We start from the raw sequence: 21,093 nt of genomic DNA on the forward strand, positions 1-21,093 counted from the left end.
CCAAGGGGCGAGCATAGGCTGACCGTCGACGATGCAACAGGGGCAATTGCAGAGAACACGTACGGTTACCGTCTCTCGATCCAATATCCATTGAGGTTCTTTGATGATGCTCGATGTGTATCGACTCGACCAGTGGGCCCTTGGCGGGGTTGATCGCTCTTCTGCGCGTGCTGATGCATGTTCGGATGCACTGCGTTATACGGCGGATGGCGGCGATCTGGCCGTTTCCGTACCCCGGTCTCGGGCCGGTTTCGGCGCGTCGCCGGCCGCTTCCGCTCGGTGGTCGGGGTGGTCTGATGTCGGGGTTTCGAGGCCGACGCCCGTCGATCGAAGATCGCTCTTTGCCGATCATGAACTTACGGAACGTGTTGTTCGCTATCGGGACCAGTGGGGTCCCGCCGACCGTGTACGGAGGTCATCGTGTCGCTGACCGAGCGCCGGGCGAGCCCCGGGAATGAATCACGCATCGGGACGAACTGGTCATCGCGGCTACTGGCTGCCGCGACGGTCGCCCCTCTGATCCGGTGGCTCGTGGCCGCCGACTCTGTTCCGTCCGGCACCGGCCGTCGCGCCACCTGCGACGCCTGCGGTGCGCCGTTCGGCCTCGACGGGCCACTGCGGACACTCTCCCCGCTGGCCCGGTGTGGTGCCTGTCGCCAACGGATCGGCGCCCCGCCCCTGACGGTCGAGTTGGCCCTGGTCGCGGTGGCGGTGGTGCTGATACTGGCTGACCGGTCGGCGCTGGAGACGGTCGCGTTCGCCTGGTGGGCACTCTGTGCGGTGCCGCTGCTCTTTGTCGACCTGGCGGTGCACCGGCTGCCGGACCGGTTGACGTACGCCGCCGCCGGCGGCACCGTGGTGCTGCTCGGTCTCGCCGCGCTCGTCGGCGGTACGGGCACCGCGGACGATCCCGCCCCGGGTGGCGGCGCCTGGTTGCGCGCCCTGCTCGCCGGTGCGGCGGTGGCGTCGCTCTTCGTGGCGTCGACACTGCTGCTGGGCCGGCGCGGCTTCGGGTTGGGCGACGCGAAGCTGGTGCTGAGCAGCGCCGCCGTGCTGGGCTGGCTGGGCTGGCCGATGGTGGCATTCGGGCTGATGGTGGCCTTTGCCGCTGCCGCGCTGACCAGCGTCGTGCTGCTGGCCACCCACCGGGTCCAGTGGTCCGGGCATCTGCCGTTCGGCCCGTTCCTGATCCTGGGCAGCGTTGTCGCGCTCGCCCTGACCTGACCCCGGGCGGGGGTCAGGTCATCAGGCTGGTGAGGAAGTCACCGAAGCCCTGGGCGATGAGCATCAGGCCGCCCCCGATGGTCCTGAAGGTGTGCGCGGCACTGTCCGGCCGGAAGGCGATGAAGAAGATCAGGAAGGCCAGCCCTCCCCAGGCAAACACTTTCTTGACGAAAACTGGCATCTTTCCTCCGATGGGGCAATCAGCCGTTTCGTCCGGCCCAGGGAGTTCGGATGACGAGGTTTGCCACGTCCTGGCTACTGACGTGTCCGACGAATCGCTGGCTTCCCGCCCCGAAGCGCGGCAAACAGGGCGGACCGGTCCGGTCGGATGGTCGGGCGGCCCGGGTTCATCTGGCCAGGAAGTGCCAACCCATCCAGAGCCAGGTTCCGAGTACGATCAGCCGCCCCGTACCGGTACGCATCGCAGCAATCAGGGCGTTTCCGAGCGGGGCGACCGTGCTGTCCGGGCGCCGGCCGGCGAGGTCGACCAGGAACATCACGGCGAAGATGACGGCGAAACCGGCGATCAGCGTGTTCCGAGCGGTCATCGGGTCACCAGCCAGGCGCCGGTGCTCAACCAGAGGACATATCCGGCGACCCGGCCCGGGTAGGTGTCGAGGAACGGGTCGGCCAGGATGCTGAGCGTCGGGTGCGCGGCGTCGTTGCCGGTGAAGAGGGCGACCAGCTCCCAGACGCAGAAGATGCCGCCGAGCCCGTACCAGGCGATGGCGGTGGGCCGTCCGGCCACGATCGACCGCTGCGGCACCCGCCGGGCCCCCCACCACACCAGGGCCAGGCCGGGTGCGAGGACCACCCCGGCGGCGGGCAGGGTGAGGGGCCGGGCTACCGCGGCGACCAGCGCGTACAGGGCGATGGTGGCGGCGAGAGTGGGTGCCGCGCGACCGACGAGTGGGCCGACGGTGTCGGCAACTGGCGGCTCGGCTGTTTCCAGATCCGTCTGATGCATCCCCTTAGGATGCTGTGCTATTGCCCCTTTGTCCCTATTCGGCACGCGGGCAAATGGGGAGAACTGGAGGAAGTCGGCTCACACCGTTGCCAGTGCCTCGGTCGGGGTGAGGCGGGACGCCCGGATCGCCGGATAGACCCCGGCGACCACCCCGACGAGCAGGGCGCCGCCGATACCACCGGCCACCGCCAGCACCGGGATGACCGGAGGCCAACCCTGGTAGCTCGCGTACCCGATGGTCGTCAGCACGCCCAGCACCGTCCCAGCGACGCCGCCGAGCGTGGAGAGCAGTACGGACTCGGTGAGGAACTGCCCCCTGATCTGGCCCCGGTTCGCGCCGAGCGCCCGCCGCAGACCGATCTCCCGGCGGCGTTCGAGCACCGAGATGAACATGGTGTTCGCCACGCCGATCCCCCCGACCAGCAACGCGACCCCGGCCAGTCCGACGAAGAGCGCGGAGAGGGTGCTCTCGGTGACCCGCTTCGCGGCAAGGGCGTCGGAGGGGCGGGACACCTGCACCAACCCGGGCAGTTGCGGATTCAGCGCGGCCGGCAGCACCGCCCGTACGTCCTCCAACGCGTCCTCCCTGGCCTGCACGTAGATCACCGTGGGATGGCCGTCGAAGCCCAGCACCGTACCCGCCGCATCCCAGCCGACCAGCACCGAACGTTCGAGATCGGTGGCGAGCGGCAGCGGGTCAAGGATGCCGATCACAGTGAACCAGTGGTCGTCGATGTTGATCTGCGGTGGCGGCTGCCCCGGCACCAGCGTGGTGATCCCGAGCCGGCTCGCGGCGAGATAACCGAGTACCGCAGTCGGAAACTCCTCCGTCGACGGGTCGAGGAACTGGCCGCTGCGTACCCGCCCGTTGACCGCCTCCAGCAGATCGGTCCGGCTGGCCAGCACGCTCAGGCCCGAACTGTCGTTCGGGTTCACCAGGTCGGAGCGGCGCACCACGGCGTGCGTGTTGGCGACCGCACTCGCCCTGGTCACCGGTCCGATCCGGCTCGCCATCCCGACCGACTCCGCCGGCAGCAGCATCGGCGGATCCTGGTCCGGGATGGGCTGGGCCCGCAGCATGTTGGTGCCGAGGGCGGAGAGCTGGTCCAGCACCGCCTGCTGACTCGATGCCGGGATGCCGGTCACGATGATCATCGTGGCGATGCCGATCGAGATGCCCAGGGCGGAGAGGGCCGCCCGCATCTTCCGGGTGTGGATGCCGAGCAGGCCGAGCCGGAGTACGTCGGCCGGCGCCAGCCGTACGGGTCTGGTCCGGGTCGGGAATGACGCGGACCGGTCCGGGGCGGCCGATGGTGTGGACGTGTCGGTCACTGCTCGCTCCCGGAACGGGTGTCGGTCACGATGCGGCCATCCCGGATCTCCACCCGACGGGGCATCCGGGCCGCGATGTCGCGGTCGTGTGTGATCACCGCGATGGTGGTGCCCTCGCGGTTCAACTGAGTCAGCAAGGCGAGTACGGCCTCCCCGTTCGCGGTGTCCAGGGCGCCGGTCGGTTCGTCGGCGAGCACCAGCGCCGGGTCGTTGACCAGCGCGCGGGCGATCGCCACTCGCTGCCGTTCGCCACCGGAGAGCTGATGCGGCAGATGACCCACCCGGTGCCCCAACCCCACCCGGTCCAGTGCCGCCAGCGCCAGCCCACGCCGTTGCCGGCGCGGCACCCCGGCGTACAGCAGCCCGGTGGCGACGTTCTCCGCCGCGCTCAGCCCGTCGGTGAGGTGGAACTGCTGGAAGACGAAGCCCAGCCAGCGGCCACGCAGCGCGGAGAGCCTGCGGTCGGAGAGGGCGGCGACGTCCTGGCCACCGACCCGTACGGTGCCCCTGGTCGGCAGGTCCAGGGTGCCCATGATGTTGAGCAGGGTCGACTTGCCGGAGCCGGACGGGCCGAGGATGGCCAGCAGTTCGCCCTCGCGTACGGTCAGCGACACGTCGTCGAGCGCCGTCACCCCGCCCGGGTACGCCTTGACCACCCGGTCGACGTCGAGCACCGAGGCGCCGGTCATGAGCTGGTCACCACCTCGAGGCCCTCGGCCACGGCCGGCCCGCTGATCTCCACCAGGCCCTTGGCGAACATCCCGGTCTCGACCGCGGTCAACGTGCCGTCGGGGTGCTGGAGCGCATAGCCGCCCTCCCGCAACGCCACCAGGGCGCCGACCGGAACAGCGAGCACCCCCTTGTGCACAGTGGTGGTGAAGCGCACCTGGACCGCCGCCGCGTCGAGCTTCGCCACGTCGGCGGCCTTTGTCGGGGTGACCGTGACGTCCACCTTCGGCGGCCCGGACTGACCGAGCGGGGCACCCGCGCCGCCGTCCTGGACGATGTGGCTGATCGAACTCACCTTGGCGGGGATCTCGGTGCCGTCGGGCAGGGTGACGGTCACGTCCGCGCCGACGCTGATGGTCCCGACCTCGGTGGCGGCCACCGGTACGGTCACCGACTTGGCCGTGCTCGTCACCGTCAGCAGTTCCGTCGCGACGTCGGCGCCGGGATGCGCCCGCAGCGCGCTGACCCGTACCGACCCGGGCAGGACCACGACCTGGCCGAGGGCGAGCGTGCCGGTCGGGGCGAGCCCGCTCTCCTGCTGCCACTTCTTCAACGCCGCCGCCAGCGCCGGGGTGAGCGTCGCCTGCGGTGGGGCGTACTTCCTCGGCTCCTTCGGCGGCTTCGGCTGCGATCCGGTGGAGTAACCGAGCGCTTTCAGGTTGTCCAACAGGATCTTCACGTCGCTGCCCTGGATGCCCGGCTTGTCCAGCGCGCGGAAGAACGGGGTGTCTCCGAAGAGGACCAGCACGGGCTGGTCGTTCACCCAGTACAGCGGTCTGCCCCGGGCCACCGACGAACCCACCTCCGGCAGCTTCGTCACGACACCGGTGCCGGTGCCCTTCACCACCTGCTCGGTGCCGAAACCGAGCGTGCCGCCGAGCGTCTGGCTCTCGGTGAGGTCGGTCCTGGCCACGGTGATGGTCTCCGCGACCGGGGCGGTGTCCTTCGGGGCCTCCGTGGCGCCGCCCCTGCCGGCGAGTACGACCGCACTCGCGCCAAGGCCGCCCACGACCATCAGGACCAGCACCCAGTGCAGCACGCTCCGACCGCCCCGCCGCGACCCGTCGGTGCCGTCGTGCCGCCCCGGCGCCTCGGTGTCGTTACTTCTTCTTGCCACCGAAGACCTCCATCGTGCACTCCTTCTCCGCCTTGCCGATGTCCCCGCCGGACGGCGCCTCGTTCACGTCGTCGTCCCAGGTCGCGTTCCCCGGGGAGGTGACGTGCAGCTTGAAGCCGCGTAGGCGCAGGCAGCGGATGTAGTCGTTCCACTGGTCGGCGTACTGCGGGTTCTTGTCCGGGTCGAGTTCCGGCGGCTGGAGCGGCAGTTTGTTCGCGCACGCCACGTACGCGGACTTCGGTTCGCCGCTCTGGTCCAGTGAGAGGTCGTTGAGGCTGCCGTCCTGGTTGACCGCTCCGGGCCCACCCTCACCTCGCCTGATCACCGGCACCCCGTGGTCCTTCAGGCAGACCTTGTACGTTGTCCAGAGCCGTTCCTCCTCCTCGTCGGACATGTCCAGACGCAGTTGCGGGCGGCCCGTATCGGACGCGTTCCCGCCCGACGTGGGTGTCTGCGACGGTGCGACCGAGGCGAGCGAGGCCACCTCGTCGGAGCTGCCGGATCCGGTCGTACCACCGGGCCCGGCACCGCCGGCACCGTCGACACAGCCGGAGAGGGCGACACAGGCGATCAGGACAGCGGCGCGCAGCGCGGCGGGCCGGCGGAAACGGGTGCCCGAACCGGCACCCCGACGCGGTGAGGGAGACATGCGGCCGAGCGTCGCCGCGACTTGTGAGGAAGTTGTCAGAAACCGGTAGCGGTCCCGTGGTGCCCAGCCGACCAGCCTTCGCGGGGGGTTCGACGGTCCGACACGGACCCACAGTCGAGCCCATGTGTGCACACGTCGTCGTCGCCGAGGACGACGAGAAGCAGGCTGAGTTTGACCGCCGCTACCTGGAGCGCGAGTCACTCCGTCGTCGTCGTACGCGACGGGCGGGCGGCGCTCGACGAGATCCGTCGGCAGCCACCCGAATTGCTCGTCCTCGACGTGATTGATGATGCCGAAGGTCGACGGCTGGCCGGCGTCGGTGCGACCGTACGCAGCCTGGCCGGGCAGACCGGGCGCCAGATCACCCTGACCGGGCACGACCGTACGACGATCGCTGACTCCGACCCGGGGGTGGGAGAACTGCCACGTCGGCGGCCTTCGTCGGGGTGATCGCCACGTCCACTTGGACGGGCCGGACTGGCCGCCCGCGCCGTCGGACCCTCCGCCCTGCACGATGTGGCTGATCGCGGTCGCTACTTCTTGCCACCGAAGACCTCCATCGTGCACTGCTTATCCCACTTGTTGTAGTCCCCGCTGCTCGGCGCCTCCTTCACGTCGTCGTCCCAGGTCGCGTTCCCGGGCGAGGTGGCGTGCAACTTGATGCCGTGCTCGCGCAGGCAGTGGATGTAGTTGTTCCACTGGTCCGCGTACTGCGGGTTCTTCTCCGGGTCGAGTTCCACCGGCTGGAGCGGCAGCTTGCCGGCGCACGCGACGTACGCCGCCTTGGGCTCGCCGCTCTGGTCCAGGTTGAGACTGTCCTCCCCGTCTGTCGGGCTGAACGGACCCGGAGCCCCCGCGCCCTGCCTGACCGGCTGCACGCCGTGATCCCTCAGGCAGACCTTGTAGGTGGTCCAGTACCGGTCCTTCTCCTCCTCGGACATGTCCAGACGTAACTGTGGGCGCCCCCTGTCCTCACCCGGTCCGGCGGTGTTCGAGGGCGCGACCGTGGTGAGCGTGGCCACCCGGTCGGTGGTGCTGGTGTTGGTGGCGCCACCGGATCCGCCACCTCCCGCGCAGCCGGCGAGGGCGACGGAGAGGAGCAGGGCGGCGGGGGCGAGCAGGGTGGTGGAGACGAACCTTGCGGGCCGGCCGGACAGGGTACTCGAACCAGCGTGTAGATGGCGGAGCGGAGACATGCGGCCGAGCGTCGCGACGAGTTGTGAGGAAGTTGTCAGGAACCGGTAGCGGTTCCGTGGTGTCCCGCCCGATCAGCCGATCGAAGGGGGCCACCGGGCCGGGACGGACCTACAGTCGGGGACGTGTGTGCGCACGTGGTGGTCGCCGAGGACGACGAGAAGCAGGCTGAGTTGGCCCGCCGCTACCTGGAGCGCGAGGGTCACTCCGTCGTCGTCGTACGCGACGGGCGGGCGGCGCTCGACGAGATCCGTCGGCAGCCGCCCGAATTGCTCGTCCTCGACGTGATGATGCCGAAGGTCGATGGCTGGGACGTCTGTCGCATCCTGCGCCGGGAGTCCGAGTTGCCGGTGCTGATGCTCACCGCCCGGTCGGCCGAGGACGATTTGCTGCTCGGACTCGATCTTGGCGCCGACGACTACATGACAAAGCCGTACAGCCCTCGGGAGCTGGTCGCCCGGGTCCGTACGCTGCTGCGGCGAGTCCGACGGGACGAGCCGGGCATCGACCCGGTGCTCCGGGTGGGTGGCCTCCGGATCGACCCGGAGCGGCACGAGGTCAGCAGCGACGCCCGCCGGGTTGACTGCACCCCGGGGGAGTTCGCGTTGCTGCACGCGATGGCCGCCCAGCCCGGTCGGGTCTTCACCCGGGAACAGCTCCTCGGCCACCTGCACGGCTTCGACCGCTACATCACCAGCCGCACCGTCGACGTACACGTGATGAACCTGCGGAAGAAGATCGAGCCGAACCCGCGCAAGCCGAGGCGGCTGGTCACCGTATACGGCGTAGGCTACAAGCTCGTCGAAGACGGCGACGGGCCCGGCCGTGCCCGGTAGGTTCCGGCTGCACCGGAGTCTACTGGTGCGCTTGCTGGCCCTCTCCGCCCTGGTCTCCATCTGCTCCATCGCGGCCACCGCGTGGCTCTCGGTCCGGACCACCGCCGGGGCGATCCGGCAGGAGCAGGGGCAGGCGCTCGCCGACGACGCCCGGATCTACGACGCGCTGCTCGGCTACGCCGCCACCCACCCGGACTGGACCGGGGTCGGCGAGACCGTACGCACCCTGGCCGCGCAGACCGGGCGACGGATCACCCTGACCAGGCACGACCGTACGCCGATCGCCGACTCTGTCCCCGGCCCCAACTCCAATGCCACCCCCGGCCCCGGTGCCGGGAAGTTGCCGGCCAGCGCCTCGGCGACCGTCGACCCGCTCGCGGTCGACGTCGCATTGGCCCCGGAGGCGGGCGCCGACCGGATCGACCCCCGGGCCGTCGGCCCGTTCTTGGTGCCGGAGCGGGAACGGGCGGCGTTGCGCGACCTCGCAGACGAGGCCGTCCAGTGCCTACGCGGCCGGGCCGGGGTCGGGGCCGAGGTGGTGGACCGGCCCAGTGGCCGGCCGTACCTTGAGGCACCCGGCACCGATCTTGCCGCGAGCATCGTCTGCCTCGGGCCCCGGGACGCACTGGCGGCGCCGACGCCGACCGAGGGCAAGGCGCTCAACCAGCTCAACGGGCTGGTGAACACCTGTCTCATCCGTCGGAAACTGCCACCGGTGACGCTCACGCTCAGTGGGACCTGGGACTGGCTTTTGCCGTCCACGGCACCGGCACCGGCACCGGCACCGGCACCGGCATCCGCGCAAAGGGGGAGCAGCGAGGTGTCGCAACGGTCCAATCCGGATCACGGTCAACAGGTCAACGACTGCCTCGGCGGTAGCCGCCGCGAACAGCTCACCCCGTACGTCGCACCGGCCGCACTGCTCTTCGTCACCAGCCCCGACACCCAGACCGCGAGCGGTTTCGATCTGTCCCCGGCGAACCGGGCCCGGATCGCCGGGGTCGCCGGACTCGTCCTACTGGTGACGGTGAGCGTCACCGTGCTGGCGGGCGTACGCCTGGTCCGGCCGTTGCACGCGTTGATCGGGGCGGCGCAGCGGATGCGCGATGGCGACGGATCGGCCCGGGTGAAGGTCACCGGCGGGGACGAGATCGCCCGGCTCTCGACCGTGTTCAACGACATGTCCGCGCGGCGGGAGCAGTTGGAGGAGCTGCGGCGGGCAATGGTCAGCGACGTCGCACACGAGATGCGTACCCCGGTGAGCAACATCCGGGGGTGGCTGGAGGCGGCCGAGGACGGGGTGGTCGAGCCCGATCGGAAGCTGATGACGTCGCTGCTGGAGGAGGCGCTGCTGCTCCAGCACGTGATCGACGACCTTCAGGACCTGGCGGCGGCCGACGCGGGTGAGTTGCGGCTGCACCACCAGCAGGTCTACGTCGCCGACCTCTTGACCCAGGTGGCCAGCGCGAACCAGGCGCGGGCGGAGCGTGCCGGGGTCACCCTGACGACCCGGGCCGAGGCCGACCCCGAGGTGTACGCCGACCCGGTCCGGTTGCGGCAGGCCGTCGGCAACCTGGTCACCAACGCGGTACGGCACACCCCGGCCGGCGGCACGGTGACGATCGGCGCCCGTAGCACCGGCGACGGGCTGTCGATCGAGGTCACCGACACCGGGTCCGGGATCGCCGCCGCCGACCTGCCCCGGATCTTCGACCGGTTCTGGCGGGCCGAGAAGTCACGCAACCGGCAGACCGGCGGGAGCGGGCTCGGCCTGCCGATTGTGCGCAAACTGGTCGAGGCGCACGGCGGCACGGTCTCGGTCACCAGCGTGCTCGGCGGGGGCTCGGTCTTCACCCTCCGGCTGCCCGTCCGACCGGAGGGGACGGAACCGGCCCTGACGGGACGTTGAGCGGTTGGGGAAGCAGGCCGGCCGGGTCGAGCCCCACCGGTTGCAGCAGCCACCAGTGCCCGCCGAGCCCGGCCGGATCGGTCAGTTCGGCGACCGTCGAGGCGGCGGCGAGCGCCCGGACGTACCCGGCCGGGTCGGTGCTGGCCAGGGTGAGCGGTGGTCGGCCACCGTCGGCCCCGAGCGCCCGCAGCGCCGCCCGCTGACCGACCAGGGTGTACGGCCGACCCGCGACCGCCTCCCCGGCCGCCGCGACCGAGTCCATGGCGACGTGCGCGGTCAGGTCGCAGGTGCCGTCCGGGACCGGTGGCACCTGGCGGCCGGCGCGGAAGCCGGTCAGTGTGCCGCCGATCGGGCGGTCGGCGCTGAGGTGGCCGTAGTCGACCGTCAGGGCCAGCCCACGGTCGAGCGCGCCGACCGCCTCCGCCCAGGCGACGTCCCGAGGGCGCCCGATCTCGGCGCGGGCGCCGGGCAGCGCGGTCGACCCCGCCAGTTCGGGCTGCGGTGGCCACCAGGTGCTCAGCCAGTCGAGGTCGGGGCCGGTGACCGGGGCCCCGGTGAACTCGGTGCCGGTCACCGGGTCGACCAGCAGGCGGTGCCAGCCCGCCGGGCCGGTGCCGACCAGGTCGAGCGGTACGTTGTCCAGCCACTCGGTGCCGACCAGCAGCCCGACCACGCCGGTCGGCAGGGTGTCCCGCCAGTCGATGGCGGGCGGCAGCGATTCGGGTCGGGGGGCGAGTTCGACCGCGGTCAGCCGGAGCCGGCGCCCCAACTCCTCCGGGGCGAGCTTGGCCAGGGTACGGAGCAGTTCACCGCGCCCCGCCCCGACGTCCACCACGTCCAGCCGGTCCGGCCGGCCGAGCGCCGCGTCGAGCCGGTCGAGCAGGCGCATCAGTGCCGTGCCGAGCACCGTGGTGACGTGCGCGCTGGTCCGGAAGTGGGCGGCGGGTCCGCTCCCGGCGACGAAGAACCCATCGGGACCGTAGAGAGCGGTCGTCATCGCGGCCCGCCAGGTCATCGACATCTCAGTTCAACCGCCATTCAGGGCACGTCACGTCACAAACCCTACGGTCGGCGGGCATACGGCGCTGCGGTGAAGGTTTTCACACATGCTTGTCGTGGATCTGTAACACCGGCGCATACTTGCGATCGACCGGTACCACTTATCGAGGACTGGATCGATGTTATGAGCGCATCGTCGCGCCCGCGTGCGGCCACCCCGGTGAGGGCGCCCGCGCCGGCTGGCCGTTCTGGCGCCGCGGCCGTACCCGCCGGGGGACCGTTCGTCCCCCGACTGCTCACCGTTGGCGTGATCGGCACCGGTCGGGTGGGAGCGGTGCTCGGCGCCGCGCTGACCCGGGCCGGCCACCAGGTGATCGCCGCCTCCGGCGTCTCCGTGGCGGCCAAGGCCCGCATCGCCGAACTGTTGCCCGCCGCCACCAACCTGCCCGCCGCCGAGGTGGCCCGAACCGGTGTCGACCTGCTGATCATCGCGGTCCCGGACGACGCGCTCGCGGCCGTGGTGGCCGGGTTGGCCGAGACCGGGGCACTCCACCCCGACCAACTGGTGCTGCACACCTCGGGCGCGCACGGGCTGGGCGTACTCGCGCCGGCCGCCGCCGTCGGGGCCCGGCCGCTCGCCGTACACCCGGCGATGACCTTCACCGGCACCGCCGACGATCTGGCGCGGCTGCCCGGCATCTCGTACGGAGTGACAGTCCCGGCCGAGTTGCGCGCCTTCGCGGCCCGGCTCGTCACCGATCTCGGCGGGGTGCCCGAGTGGGTGGCCGAGACCGACCGGCCGCTCTACCACGCGGCTCTGGCGCACGGCGCGAACCACCTGGTCACGCTCGTCAACGAGGCGATGGACCGGCTGCGGGACGCGGGCGTGGCGACACCGGAGAAGGTACTCGCCCCGCTGTTGCGTGCCGCCCTGGAGAACGCGTTGAGGCTCGGTGACGACGCCCTGACCGGTCCGGTTGCCCGGGGTGACGCGGGCACCGTGGCGCGGCATCTGGACCGGCTCGCGGCGACCGCGCCCGAGTCGGTCGCCGGTTACCTGGCGCTGGCCCGGCGGACCGCTGACCGGGCGATCGCGGCCGGCCGGCTCCGACCGGTCGACGCGGTGTCGCTGCTGGGTGTGCTGGCCGACCGGCAACGGCAGTCGGTCTGATGGGCGGCGGCAGTCGTCCGACGAGTGGTCGGGACCGGTGGGGAAGCGAGGGGCAGGCATGACCGAGGTGGTACGTACCCGGGCCGAGCTGGCGCAGGCGCGGGCCGCGCTGCCGGGAACGGTGGCGGTGGTGATGACGCTCGGTGCGCTGCACAGCGGGCACGAGGCGTTGCTGCGTGCGGCCCGCGAGCGGGCCGATCACCTGGTAGCGACGATCTTCGTCAACCCGTTGCAGTTCGGACCGAACGAGGACTTCGACCGGTATCCGCGCACCTTCGACGCCGACCTGGAGATCTGTCGGTCGGCCGGGGTGGACCTGGTGTTCGCGCCCTCGCGCGACGAGATGTACCCGACCGGGGAGCCGCTGGTCCGGGTCGACCCCGGGCCGCTCGGCGCGGAGTTGGAGGGGGCCAGCCGGCCGGGCTTCTTCAACGGCGTACTGACCGTGGTGCTCAAGCTGCTCCACCTGGTCCGCCCGGACTTCGCCTTCTTCGGCGAGAAGGACTACCAGCAGCTCACCCTGGTACGGCGGATGGCCCGCGATCTCGACGTGCCGGTCGAGGTGGTCGGCGTACCGACGGTGCGGGAATCGGACGGTCTCGCCCTTTCCAGTCGTAACCGGTATCTTTCCGGCGAAGAGCGGGTGACCGCGCTCAGCCTCTCCGCTGCCCTGCGGGCCGGCGCGAGCGCCGCCGCGGGTGGCTCCGGTCCGGCCGCCGCCCTGACCGCCGCCCACCAGGCATTCCAGGCCAGCGGTACGCCCGCCAAGCTGGACTACCTGGTGCTGACCGACCCCGCACTGAACCCGAACCCGCTCGCCGGCCCGGCCCGGATGCTGGTGGCGGCATGGGTCGGCGGCACCCGCCTGATCGACAACCTCCCCGTCCAGTTGGCCGAACCCCCGTCCCGGACCCCCGGTTCAAAGGAAGAGATCTGATGTTCCGCTCCATGCTCAAGTCGAAGATCCACCGCGCCACCGTCACCCAGGCCGACCTGCACTACGTCGGCTCGGTGACCATCGACGAGGAGCTGCTCGACGCCGCCGACCTGCTGCCGGGCGAGAAGGTGGCCATTGTGGACGTCACCAACGGCGCCCGGCTGGAGACGTACGTCATCCCCGGCACCCGAGGCAGCGGTGTGATCGGCATCAACGGCGCCGCCGCGCATCTGGTACACCCTGGTGACCTGGTCATCATCATCGCGTACGGGCAGTTCGAGGATGCCGAGGCGCGGACGTACCAGCCCCGGGTGGTGCACGTCGACGCCGACAACCGGGTGATCGAACTGGGCGTCGACCCAGCCGGTGTGGTGCCGGGCATGGCCGACGAGCTGATCCGTGGAGACCTGGTGGCCGGCTCCCGCTGAGGCCACCTGACCGACCGGTCAACCGGGATCGGCAGTGATCTCCACCCCTTCGGTGAAGCGACGCAGCGGCGTCGGACGGCTACCCTATGTCTCAGCCGTCCATACTGGTGTCGCCCCGGGGGAGGGACGCGATGCGTCGTTGGTGGAGCGTACTGGCTGTGACGGGGTTGACGGGCCTGCTGCTGGCCGGGTGCGGGCAACCGGCCGGGATCGACGGAGCCCTCTTCGACGACTGGGAGCCGCTCGGCGAGCCCACGGTCTGGGTCCCACCGATCGGCGCCTGCCACGGCACCGACCTGGGCAAGGCGGTACCGCTCGACCAGTTCGAAGCGGTCGACTGTGCCGCCCCGCACCGGGCCGAGACCGTACACGTCGGCACCCTCGCCGGGGCCGTCGCGCAGCGACCCGCGCCACCCGCCACCGACGCGCCGGAGATTCGTGCCGCCTTCGGCGAATGCGACGGGAAAGCACGGGAATACGTCGGCGACGAATGGCGCGGAGGCCGCCTCCGGTTGGGGGTCGCGCTTCCGTCCCCGGTGGCCTGGACAGGTGGTGCGCGGTGGTACCGGTGCGACATGGCCGAGGTAACCAACGTCGAGTTCAACGGCGACGTGGTGAACCGTACGGCGAGCGTGCGCGGAGTTCTGAAATCCGCGACGCCGCTCCGCCTCACCTGCTACTCCATCGAACGGTCGGGGAACCGGCAGCTCACCGCGATGCCCGCCGTCGACTGCGCCAAGCCGCACAACGGCGAGTTCGTCGGGGTGTGGAACGCGCCCGAGATCGCCTACCCCACGAAGGACGTCGACTGGATCCGGTTCTACGACGAGTGCTGGAAACTGGTGTCGGCGTACGTCGGCGCGCCCGATGACGTCAACCTCCGCTACCGGTCCGGCATCCTGGTGCTCCCCGCCACCCAGCCGGAATGGCAGGCCGGCAACCGGGGCGCCCGCTGCTATCTGCGGCTCTCCGGAGAGAAGACGGTCACGCGTTCGGTCAAGGGCCTCGGCCTTGCCGGACTCCCGCTGCCCCGCTGACCGCGCAACCTCGCTCCCCGACGATCGCACGGCAGGACCGGCGATCAGTTCCAGATCACCCTCACCGCCCCCCGGCGTCGGGCCTCGGATCGAGCGAGGTTGACTGTGCTGATGCGTCTGCCGACCCTGGAACTGCCGGTGTTGCCCCCGCTGCTCGCCGCACCCGCGCCGGGCTGGGTGGAGACCACCGACGTGCTGGTGGTCGGGTCGGGCATCGCCGGGCTCACCGCCGCACTCCAGTTGCGGGAGGCCGGCCTGCACGTCACCGTGGTCACGAAGGTCAATATCGATGACGGCTCCACCCGCTGGGCGCAGGGCGGGATCGCCGCGGTCCTCGACCCGCTGGACACCCCCGCCGCGCACGCGTACGACACCGAAGTGGCCGGGGTGGGACTCTGCGACCCCGAGGCGGTCCGGGTACTGGTCGAGGAGGGGCCGACCCGGCTGCGGGAACTGATCCGGGTCGGCGCCGAATTCGACCGGAACGCGGACGGCTCGTTGATGCTCACCCGCGAAGGTGGACACCGAACCAACCGGATCGTGCACGCCGGCGGTGACGCCACCGGGGCCGAGGTGCAGCGCGCCCTGCACGAGGCGGTCGGCCGGGACCCGTGGATCCGGTTGGTCGAGCACGCACTGGTGCTGGACCTGCTCCGGTCGCCCGGCTGGGGCGACGCCCCCGGCCCGGCCTGCGGCATCACCCTGCACGTACTCGGCGAGGGAAGCGAGGACGGGGTCGGCGCCATCCTGGCCCGCGCCGTCGTACTCGCCACCGGCGGCATGGGTCAGGTATTCGCCGCCACCACGAACCCCGCCGTCTCCACTGGGGACGGTGTGGCGCTGGCGATACGTGCCGGTGCCGCCGTCACCGACCTGGAATTCGTCCAGTTCCACCCGACCGCGCTGATCAGCCCCGCGGACACGGGCAGTGTGCTCGGCGCCGCCCAGCAGCCGCTCGTCTCCGAGGCGTTGCGCGGCGAGGGCGCGCACCTGGTCGACGCGGACGGGAAGCGCTTCATGGTTGGCCAGCATGAACTGGCTGAACTCGCCCCACGGGACGTGGTGGCGAAGGGCATCCACCGGGTCATGCTCGCCACCGGGGCGGACCACGTCTACCTGGACGCCCGGCACCTCGGGGCGGAGTTCCTCAACCAGCGGTTCCCGACCATCGTCGCCTCCTGCCTCGCGGTCGGCATCGACCCGGCGGTCGACCTGATCCCGGTCGCTCCGGCCGCGCACTACGCGTCCGGCGGCGTCCGTACGGACCTGCACGGTCGGACGTCGATTCCCGGCCTGTACGCCTGCGGCGAGGTCGCCTGCACCGGCGTGCACGGCGCGAACCGACTGGCCAGCAACTCGCTGCTGGAAGGGCTGGTCTTCGCGCGCCGGATCGCCGAGGACATCGCCCAGAACCTGCCGCCGCAGGTGCAGCCGGCACCCGGTGGGGCCTGGCAGGGCGGCGTCGGCTGGGTGGTCGAGCCGGAGACCCGCAACGCCCTGCAACGGGCGATGACCCGGGGCGCCGGTGTACTCCGGTCGGGCGAGTCGCTGCGGGCGACCGCGACGGAACTGGCCACCGTCGGGTCGAGCCGGGGCACCCCCCGTACCGCGAGCTGGGAGGCGACCAACCTGATCACGGTGGCGTCCGCCCTGGTGGCGGCGGCGTACGCCCGACAGGAGACCCGGGGCTGCCACTGGCGGGAGGACTTCCCGACCGTACGCGACGAATGGCGTGGCCATCTGGCCGGTTCGATCGGACCGGCCGGCGATCTGGTGGAGATGTGGGAGGCGCTGTGAGGACCGCAACCGAGGACGCCCTGCGAGCGGCCGGACTCGATCCGGTCGACGTGACCCGGATCGTGCAGACCGCACTGGAGGAGGATCTCGGACCGGACCGGATCGACGTCACCAGCGCGGCAACTGTGCCAGCGGAGCAGATCGACACGGTGGACGTGGTGGCCCGCGAGGACGGCGTGCTCGCCGGGCTGGCCGTGGCGGCGGCAGTGTTCGAGCTGGCCGACGAGGCTGCCTCGGCCCGTACGGTGGAGGTCCGACTGCTCGCCCGCGACGGCGACCGGGTGGCCCGCGGCGACGTCCTGGCGACGGTCACCGGGCCGACGCGGACCCTGCTCACCGCCGAGCGGACCGCGCTGAACCTGCTCACCCGGATGTCCGGGGTCGCCACCCACACCCGGGCCTGGGCGGATGCTCTCGCCGGCAGCAAGACCACGGTGCTGGACACCCGCAAGACCACGCCCGGCCTGCGGGTGCTGGAAAAGTACGCGGTACGTGCCGGCGGCGGCACCAACAAGCGGATGGGCCTCTACGACGTCGCGATGATCAAGGACAACCACAAGCTGGCAGCGGGTGGGATCAGCCCGGCGTACCGGCGGGTGCGGGAGGCGTTCCCGGAGGTCCCGATCCAGGTCGAGGTGACCACCGTCGCGGAGGCGATCGAGGCGGTCGAGGCGGGCGCCAAGTTCCTGCTCTGCGACAACATGTCGGCCGCCCTGCTGACCGACGTGGTGGAGGTCGTCGGCGACCGGGCGGAACTGGAGGCGACCGGCGGGCTCACCCTTGACGTCGCGGCCGAATACGCCGCCACCGGGGTCGACTACCTTTCGGTTGGGGCACTCACCCACTCGTCGCCTATCTTGGACATCGCACTAGACCTCCGGCCGGCGGATTCCGGCCGGTAAGCGGGTACGGATCTCCCCCGGGGCTGACGAATGCTGCTCTGCATCGACATCGGCAACACCAACACCGTTCTGGCGACGTTCGACGGCGACAAACTGGTCCACTCCTGGCGGATCAAGACTGACGCCCGCTCGACCGCGGACGAACTCGGGCTGAAGTTCCGGGGACTGCTCGCCGGTGACGCGGTGGAAATCACCGGCGTCGCCGCCTGCTCGACCGTACCGGCGGCACTGCGTTCGTTGCGCAGCATGCTGGCTCGCTACTACGCCGACGTACCGAGCGTGATCGTGGAGCCCGGGGTGAAGACCGGCGTCCAACTCGCCATCGACAACCCCAAGGAGGTCGGCTCCGACCGGGTGGTGAACACCCTCGCCGCGCACACCCTCTACGGCGGCCCCTCGATCGTCGTCGACTTCGGCACCACCACCAACTTCGACGTGATCAGCGCCCGGGGAGAGTTCCTCGGCGGTGCGTTCGCGCCCGGCATCGAGATCTCCTTCGACGCGCTCGCCGCCCGTGCCGCCCAACTGCGCAAGGTCGAGCCGACCCGCCCTCGTTCGGTGATCGGCAAGAACACCGTCGAGTGCCTACAGGCCGGCCTCTACTTCGGTTTCGCCGGGCAGGTGGACCGGATCGTCGAGCGGATGACCCAGGAACTGGGCGAGGTACGCGCGGTGATCGCGACTGGTGGCCTGGCCTCCCTGGTGATCGGGGAGTGCGCCACCATCACCCACCACGAGCCGATGATCACCCTGATCGGCCTCCGCATGGTCTACGAGCGCAACACCTGAGCCGGTGTAAGGAAGGGCCCCTTGTTATCGCTTTCTGTATAACAAGGGCCCCTTCCTAACTTCCGTCGGTGCCCCCGGCGTGGGCGGGGGTTAGGGACGGCGGCGGGCGCGGTAGACGGTGGTGCGGTACGGCAGGTCGAAGCTCGGCCGGCCAGCCAGGTCAGGGTGGTGCGCGGCGAGGTCGCGTACGGCTGTCTCCAGCTCCCGCTGTCGTACCGGGGACGCGGTCAGGTAGTACGAGCGGGTGCTGACCAGGCCGACCAGGGTGTCGGCGGTGTGGCTGGTGTCGTGCCGGAACTCGGCCCGCTCCAGCGGTTCGAAGGCGTCGCCGAACGAGGTCAGGTCCGGGGCTGTGTCGACACTCGGCTTGCCAGCGAAGTCGGCCAACAGGGCGCTGAGGGCGGCCACCCACGGCACCGACTCGTCCCGGCTGTTCCAGATCGGCGCGAAGCGACCACCGGGCCGCAGCACCCGGGCCGTTTCGGCGTGCGCGCGTTCACGGTCGAACCAGTGGTACGCCTGCCCGGACATGATCACGTCCGCCCCGCCGTCCGGCAGCGGGATCGCCTCCGCGCTGCCGGCCAGCGCCGTCGTGCCCGGTGTGGCGGCGGCCAGTTGCGCCCGCATGCCAGGGTCGGGTTCGACGGGTACGACCCGATGCCCGAGTCCGAGCAGTTGTCGGGTCAGGATGCCGGTGCCGGCGGCGAGGTCGACCAGATCGCTCGGGGCGTCCGTGTCGATGGCCCAGGTCAGCGCGGCCAACGGATAGCTCGGACGAAACTGGTCATAGGTCGCGGCGGCAGTTCCGAACGAGAGTGCCTGTTCAAGATCGGCCATGCCGTTCATGCTAGCCACCGGCTAACCCCTGGTTACCCGCTGACGGGTTATCCGCTGACCGGTCGTCAGGCACTTGAGTAGGCTCGGGGAACTTTGCCGAACCCACTGTCCTGAGGAAGCCTGCCGTGACCGAGCACATCCCCGCCCCCGCCGACCCCGTGGACGACCTTCCGGAGCAGATGCGGGTACGGCGGGAGAAGCGGGACCGTCTGCTTGCCGACGGCGTCGAGCCGTACCCCGTGGGTTATTCGCGGACCGCGACGCTGGCCGAGGTCCGGGCCCGATATGCCGAACTCGCCACCGACAGTCAGTCCGGCGACACCGTCGCGGTGACCGGGCGGGTCATTTTCGTACGGAACAGCGGCAAGCTCTGCTTCGCCACCCTGCGTGACGGTGATGGCACCGAGTTGCAGGCGATGATCTCGCTGGACCGGGTCGGCGCCGAGCGGCTGGACGAGTGGAAGCGTCAGGTGGACCTCGGCGACCACATCGGCGTGACCGGCGAGGTGATTACCAGCCGGCGTGGCGAGTTGTCTGTGCTGGCGGAGTCCTGGACCATCACGGCGAAGGCACTGCGGCCGTTGCCGGTGGCACACAAGCCACTGAGTGAAGAGGCGCGGGTCCGGCAGCGCTACGTCGACCTGATCGTCCGGCCCCAGGCCCGTGAAACCGTACGGACCAGGGCCGCCGCGGTTCGGAGCCTGCGCGATTCCCTGCATGGCCGCAGTTTCGTCGAGGTCGAGACCCCGATGCTGCAGTTGCTGCACGGTGGTGCCACCGCGCGGCCATTCGTGACGCACAGCAATGCACTCGATACCGATCTGTACCTGCGAATCGCCCCCGAGCTTTATCTGAAGCGCGCCGTCGTCGGCGGGATCGACCGGGTCTTCGAGATCAACCGTAACTTCCGTAATGAGGGGATCGACTCGTCGCACTCCCCGGAGTTCGCGATGCTGGAGATGTACGAGGCATACGGCGACTACGACACTATGGCCAAGCTCACCCGGGAACTGGTGCAGGAGGCGGCGTACGCGGTGGGTGGCTCCCATGTCGTCACCCACGCCGACGGCACCGAGTTGGACCTGAGCGGCCAGTGGCGTACCACGACCCTCTTCGGTTCGATTTCCGAGGCGCTCGGCGAGGAGGTGACGGTCTCCACCGATCGGGCGCAGCTTGTGCGGTACGCGGAAAAGGTCGGCCTCGGAGTTGACCCGAAGTGGGGCCCGGGCAAGCTCGCCGAGGAGCTGTTCGAGGAGTTGGTGGTTCCCGGTCTGCGCGAACCGACGTTCGTTCGGGACTACCCGGAGGAGACGAGTCCGCTCGTCCGCGCCCACCGTGAGCAGCCAGGACTCACCGAGAAATGGGACCTGTACGTCCTCGGATTCGAACTCGGCACCGGCTACTCGGAACTGGTGGATCCGGTCGTGCAGCGAGCCCGGCTGATCGCCCAGGCGCAACTGGCAGCCAAGGGTGACGATGAGGCAATGAGCCTGGACGAGGACTTCCTACGCGCTCTGGAGTACGGAATGCCGCCGACCGGGGGCGTCGGAATGGGAATCGACCGGCTGCTGATGACCCTCACCGGCCTTGGAATTCGGGAAACCATCCTGTTCCCCCTGATCCGCGCGGAGTAGTCGCGTAAGTCGGTTGAGTAATTTCCGGGTCCTATTGACGCAACGAGCGCGTTACGGGCTATTGTGCTCTTGTTTGCGGAACACCCTGCTCGAGAGGATTACGGCACGTGGCCAAGCAGATCATTCACAAGCTTGTCGATGACCTTGACGGCGGCGACGCGGACGAGACTGTCAAGTTCTCGCTCGACGGCGTTCAGTACGAGATCGACCTGTCGAACAAGAACGCCGGCAAATTGCGGGACCTTTTCAGCCCGTACGTGGCGGCTGGTTCGAAGGTCGGTCGCGGCGGTGTGGTCGTCGGTGGGCGGGCCGCGCGTGGGCGCGGTGGCGCCGCTGCCGACCGGGAGCAGAACAAGGCGATCCGGGCCTGGGCCAAGAAGGAAGGCCGGGACATCTCGGACCGTGGGCGTATCCCCCAGGAGATCGTTGACGAGTTCCACGCCAAGGGGCCCGGCCGCTGACGTGCTGGTCCACCGGCTCTCTGCGCCGGGTCTGGAGCGATTAACATGCTTCCGGCCCGGCGCTGCACTTTTATGCGCTAATGTCTGGTTTTGTCGATGACCTGGGCGTCTCGACCCCGACCCGGACCCCTCCGGTCCGGTCGA

The 21,093-nt window shown here is 70.4% G+C and carries 23 protein-coding genes; 13 read left to right on the top strand and 10 right to left on the bottom strand.

Features of this window, described 5'->3' with window-relative positions; translation table 11 throughout:
- The first annotated feature begins 465 nt into the window (after window positions 1-465).
- Entirely contained in the window at window positions 466-1,224 is a 759-nt protein-coding gene (locus ACIBF5_RS04850; RefSeq protein ID WP_396808300.1) for a prepilin peptidase, read from the top strand.
- A gap of 13 nt (window positions 1,225-1,237) precedes the next feature.
- On the opposite strand, the gene ACIBF5_RS04855 is transcribed toward ACIBF5_RS04850, so the two are convergent.
- The 7 genes from ACIBF5_RS04855 to ACIBF5_RS04885 form a co-directional block, all read right to left on the bottom strand.
- Window positions 1,238-1,405: a hypothetical protein gene (locus tag ACIBF5_RS04855; protein ID WP_170208597.1), complete on the bottom strand. Its 168-nt coding sequence runs from the start codon at window positions 1,403-1,405 to the stop codon at window positions 1,238-1,240.
- A 166-nt stretch (window positions 1,406-1,571) separates the two neighbouring features.
- Complete coding sequence (locus ACIBF5_RS04860; RefSeq protein ID WP_396808140.1) at window positions 1,572-1,772, bottom strand: DUF6186 family protein; 201 nt, start codon at window positions 1,770-1,772, stop codon at window positions 1,572-1,574.
- Window positions 1,769-2,191, bottom strand: a complete 423-nt coding sequence (locus ACIBF5_RS04865; RefSeq protein WP_396808142.1) for a hypothetical protein — start codon at window positions 2,189-2,191, stop codon at window positions 1,769-1,771. Before ACIBF5_RS04865 ends, ACIBF5_RS04860 begins: the two co-directional genes overlap by 4 nt.
- 78 nt (window positions 2,192-2,269) lie before the next feature.
- The gene (locus tag ACIBF5_RS04870; protein WP_396808144.1) at window positions 2,270-3,523 is read right to left on the bottom strand and encodes an ABC transporter permease; all 1,254 of its coding nucleotides are present in this window, start codon (window positions 3,521-3,523) and stop codon (window positions 2,270-2,272) included.
- A complete protein-coding gene (locus ACIBF5_RS04875) occupies window positions 3,520-4,212 on the bottom strand; it encodes an ABC transporter ATP-binding protein (protein WP_396808146.1) in 693 nt (230 codons plus the stop codon). Before ACIBF5_RS04875 ends, ACIBF5_RS04870 begins: the two co-directional genes overlap by 4 nt.
- The gene (locus ACIBF5_RS04880; protein WP_396808148.1) at window positions 4,209-5,369 is read right to left on the bottom strand and encodes an efflux RND transporter periplasmic adaptor subunit; all 1,161 of its coding nucleotides are present in this window, start codon (window positions 5,367-5,369) and stop codon (window positions 4,209-4,211) included. Before ACIBF5_RS04880 ends, ACIBF5_RS04875 begins: the two co-directional genes overlap by 4 nt.
- A complete protein-coding gene (locus ACIBF5_RS04885) occupies window positions 5,353-6,018 on the bottom strand; it encodes a hypothetical protein (protein ID WP_396808150.1) in 666 nt (221 codons plus the stop codon). The genes ACIBF5_RS04880 and ACIBF5_RS04885 overlap by 17 nt, the downstream gene beginning before the upstream one ends.
- Before the next feature lie 171 nt (window positions 6,019-6,189).
- Here ACIBF5_RS04885 and ACIBF5_RS04890 point away from each other — a divergent pair, with 171 nt between their 5' ends.
- Window positions 6,190-6,468, top strand: coding sequence for a hypothetical protein (locus ACIBF5_RS04890; RefSeq protein WP_396808151.1), 279 nt, complete (start codon window positions 6,190-6,192; stop codon window positions 6,466-6,468).
- Window positions 6,469-6,551: 83 nt separating this feature from the next.
- Here the strand turns inward: ACIBF5_RS04890 and ACIBF5_RS04895 are convergent, their stop codons facing one another.
- Window positions 6,552-7,214 carry a hypothetical protein gene (locus tag ACIBF5_RS04895; RefSeq protein WP_396808153.1) on the bottom strand — a complete coding sequence of 221 codons (663 nt, stop codon included), beginning with the start codon at window positions 7,212-7,214 and terminating at the stop codon, window positions 6,552-6,554.
- Between the two features lie 123 nt (window positions 7,215-7,337).
- On the opposite strand from ACIBF5_RS04895, the gene ACIBF5_RS04900 reads away from it, so the two are divergent.
- The gene (locus ACIBF5_RS04900) at window positions 7,338-8,048 is read left to right on the top strand and encodes a response regulator transcription factor (RefSeq protein WP_396808155.1); all 711 of its coding nucleotides are present in this window, start codon (window positions 7,338-7,340) and stop codon (window positions 8,046-8,048) included.
- Window positions 8,049-8,073: 25 nt separating this feature from the next.
- Window positions 8,074-9,957 carry a sensor histidine kinase gene (locus ACIBF5_RS04905; protein ID WP_396808157.1) on the top strand — a complete coding sequence of 628 codons (1,884 nt, stop codon included), beginning with the start codon at window positions 8,074-8,076 and terminating at the stop codon, window positions 9,955-9,957.
- On the opposite strand, the gene ACIBF5_RS04910 is transcribed toward ACIBF5_RS04905, so the two are convergent.
- Window positions 9,899-10,978 (bottom strand): SAM-dependent methyltransferase, encoded by a 1,080-nt coding sequence (locus ACIBF5_RS04910; RefSeq protein WP_396808159.1) that lies wholly within the window; start codon window positions 10,976-10,978, stop codon window positions 9,899-9,901. The two genes, ACIBF5_RS04905 and ACIBF5_RS04910, sit on opposite strands and share 59 nt — an antisense overlap.
- Window positions 10,979-11,140: 162 nt before the next feature.
- On the opposite strand from ACIBF5_RS04910, the gene ACIBF5_RS04915 reads away from it, so the two are divergent.
- The 7 genes from ACIBF5_RS04915 to ACIBF5_RS04945 all read left to right on the top strand — a co-directional run bounded on the left by ACIBF5_RS04915 (window position 11,141) and on the right by ACIBF5_RS04945 (window position 18,017).
- The gene (locus ACIBF5_RS04915; protein WP_396808161.1) at window positions 11,141-12,127 is read left to right on the top strand and encodes a DUF2520 domain-containing protein; all 987 of its coding nucleotides are present in this window, start codon (window positions 11,141-11,143) and stop codon (window positions 12,125-12,127) included.
- A gap of 58 nt (window positions 12,128-12,185) precedes the next feature.
- A complete protein-coding gene (gene panC, locus ACIBF5_RS04920; protein ID WP_396808163.1) occupies window positions 12,186-13,064 on the top strand; it encodes a pantoate--beta-alanine ligase in 879 nt (292 codons plus the stop codon).
- Window positions 13,064-13,492, top strand: coding sequence for an aspartate 1-decarboxylase (panD, locus tag ACIBF5_RS04925; protein WP_396808165.1), 429 nt, complete (start codon window positions 13,064-13,066; stop codon window positions 13,490-13,492). The genes panC and panD overlap by 1 nt, the downstream gene beginning before the upstream one ends.
- Before the next feature lie 158 nt (window positions 13,493-13,650).
- A complete protein-coding gene (locus ACIBF5_RS04930) occupies window positions 13,651-14,529 on the top strand; it encodes a septum formation family protein (protein ID WP_396808167.1) in 879 nt (292 codons plus the stop codon).
- Between the two features lie 111 nt (window positions 14,530-14,640).
- Window positions 14,641-16,326 (top strand): L-aspartate oxidase, encoded by a 1,686-nt coding sequence (locus tag ACIBF5_RS04935; RefSeq protein ID WP_396808169.1) that lies wholly within the window; start codon window positions 14,641-14,643, stop codon window positions 16,324-16,326.
- Entirely contained in the window at window positions 16,323-17,228 is a 906-nt protein-coding gene (nadC, locus tag ACIBF5_RS04940) for a carboxylating nicotinate-nucleotide diphosphorylase (RefSeq protein WP_396808171.1), read from the top strand. Before ACIBF5_RS04935 ends, nadC begins: the two co-directional genes overlap by 4 nt.
- Before the next feature lie 30 nt (window positions 17,229-17,258).
- Window positions 17,259-18,017, top strand: coding sequence for a type III pantothenate kinase (locus ACIBF5_RS04945; RefSeq protein WP_121157510.1), 759 nt, complete (start codon window positions 17,259-17,261; stop codon window positions 18,015-18,017).
- Window positions 18,018-18,107: 90 nt separating this feature from the next.
- Here the strand turns inward: ACIBF5_RS04945 and ACIBF5_RS04950 are convergent, their stop codons facing one another.
- The gene (locus ACIBF5_RS04950; protein ID WP_396808173.1) at window positions 18,108-18,854 is read right to left on the bottom strand and encodes a class I SAM-dependent methyltransferase; all 747 of its coding nucleotides are present in this window, start codon (window positions 18,852-18,854) and stop codon (window positions 18,108-18,110) included.
- 179 nt (window positions 18,855-19,033) lie between these two features.
- On the opposite strand from ACIBF5_RS04950, the gene lysS reads away from it, so the two are divergent.
- Both lysS and ACIBF5_RS04960 read left to right on the top strand, forming a co-directional pair.
- Complete coding sequence (gene lysS / locus ACIBF5_RS04955; protein ID WP_396808302.1) at window positions 19,034-20,488, top strand: lysine--tRNA ligase; 1,455 nt, start codon at window positions 19,034-19,036, stop codon at window positions 20,486-20,488.
- A gap of 107 nt (window positions 20,489-20,595) precedes the next feature.
- The gene (locus ACIBF5_RS04960; RefSeq protein ID WP_121157509.1) at window positions 20,596-20,949 is read left to right on the top strand and encodes an Lsr2 family protein; all 354 of its coding nucleotides are present in this window, start codon (window positions 20,596-20,598) and stop codon (window positions 20,947-20,949) included.
- The last annotated feature ends 144 nt before the right edge of the window (window positions 20,950-21,093 follow it).

The organism is Micromonospora sp. NPDC050417 (assembly GCF_044458865.1).
In the GTDB taxonomy this organism is placed as follows: Bacteria; Actinomycetota; Actinomycetes; order Mycobacteriales; family Micromonosporaceae; genus Micromonospora_G.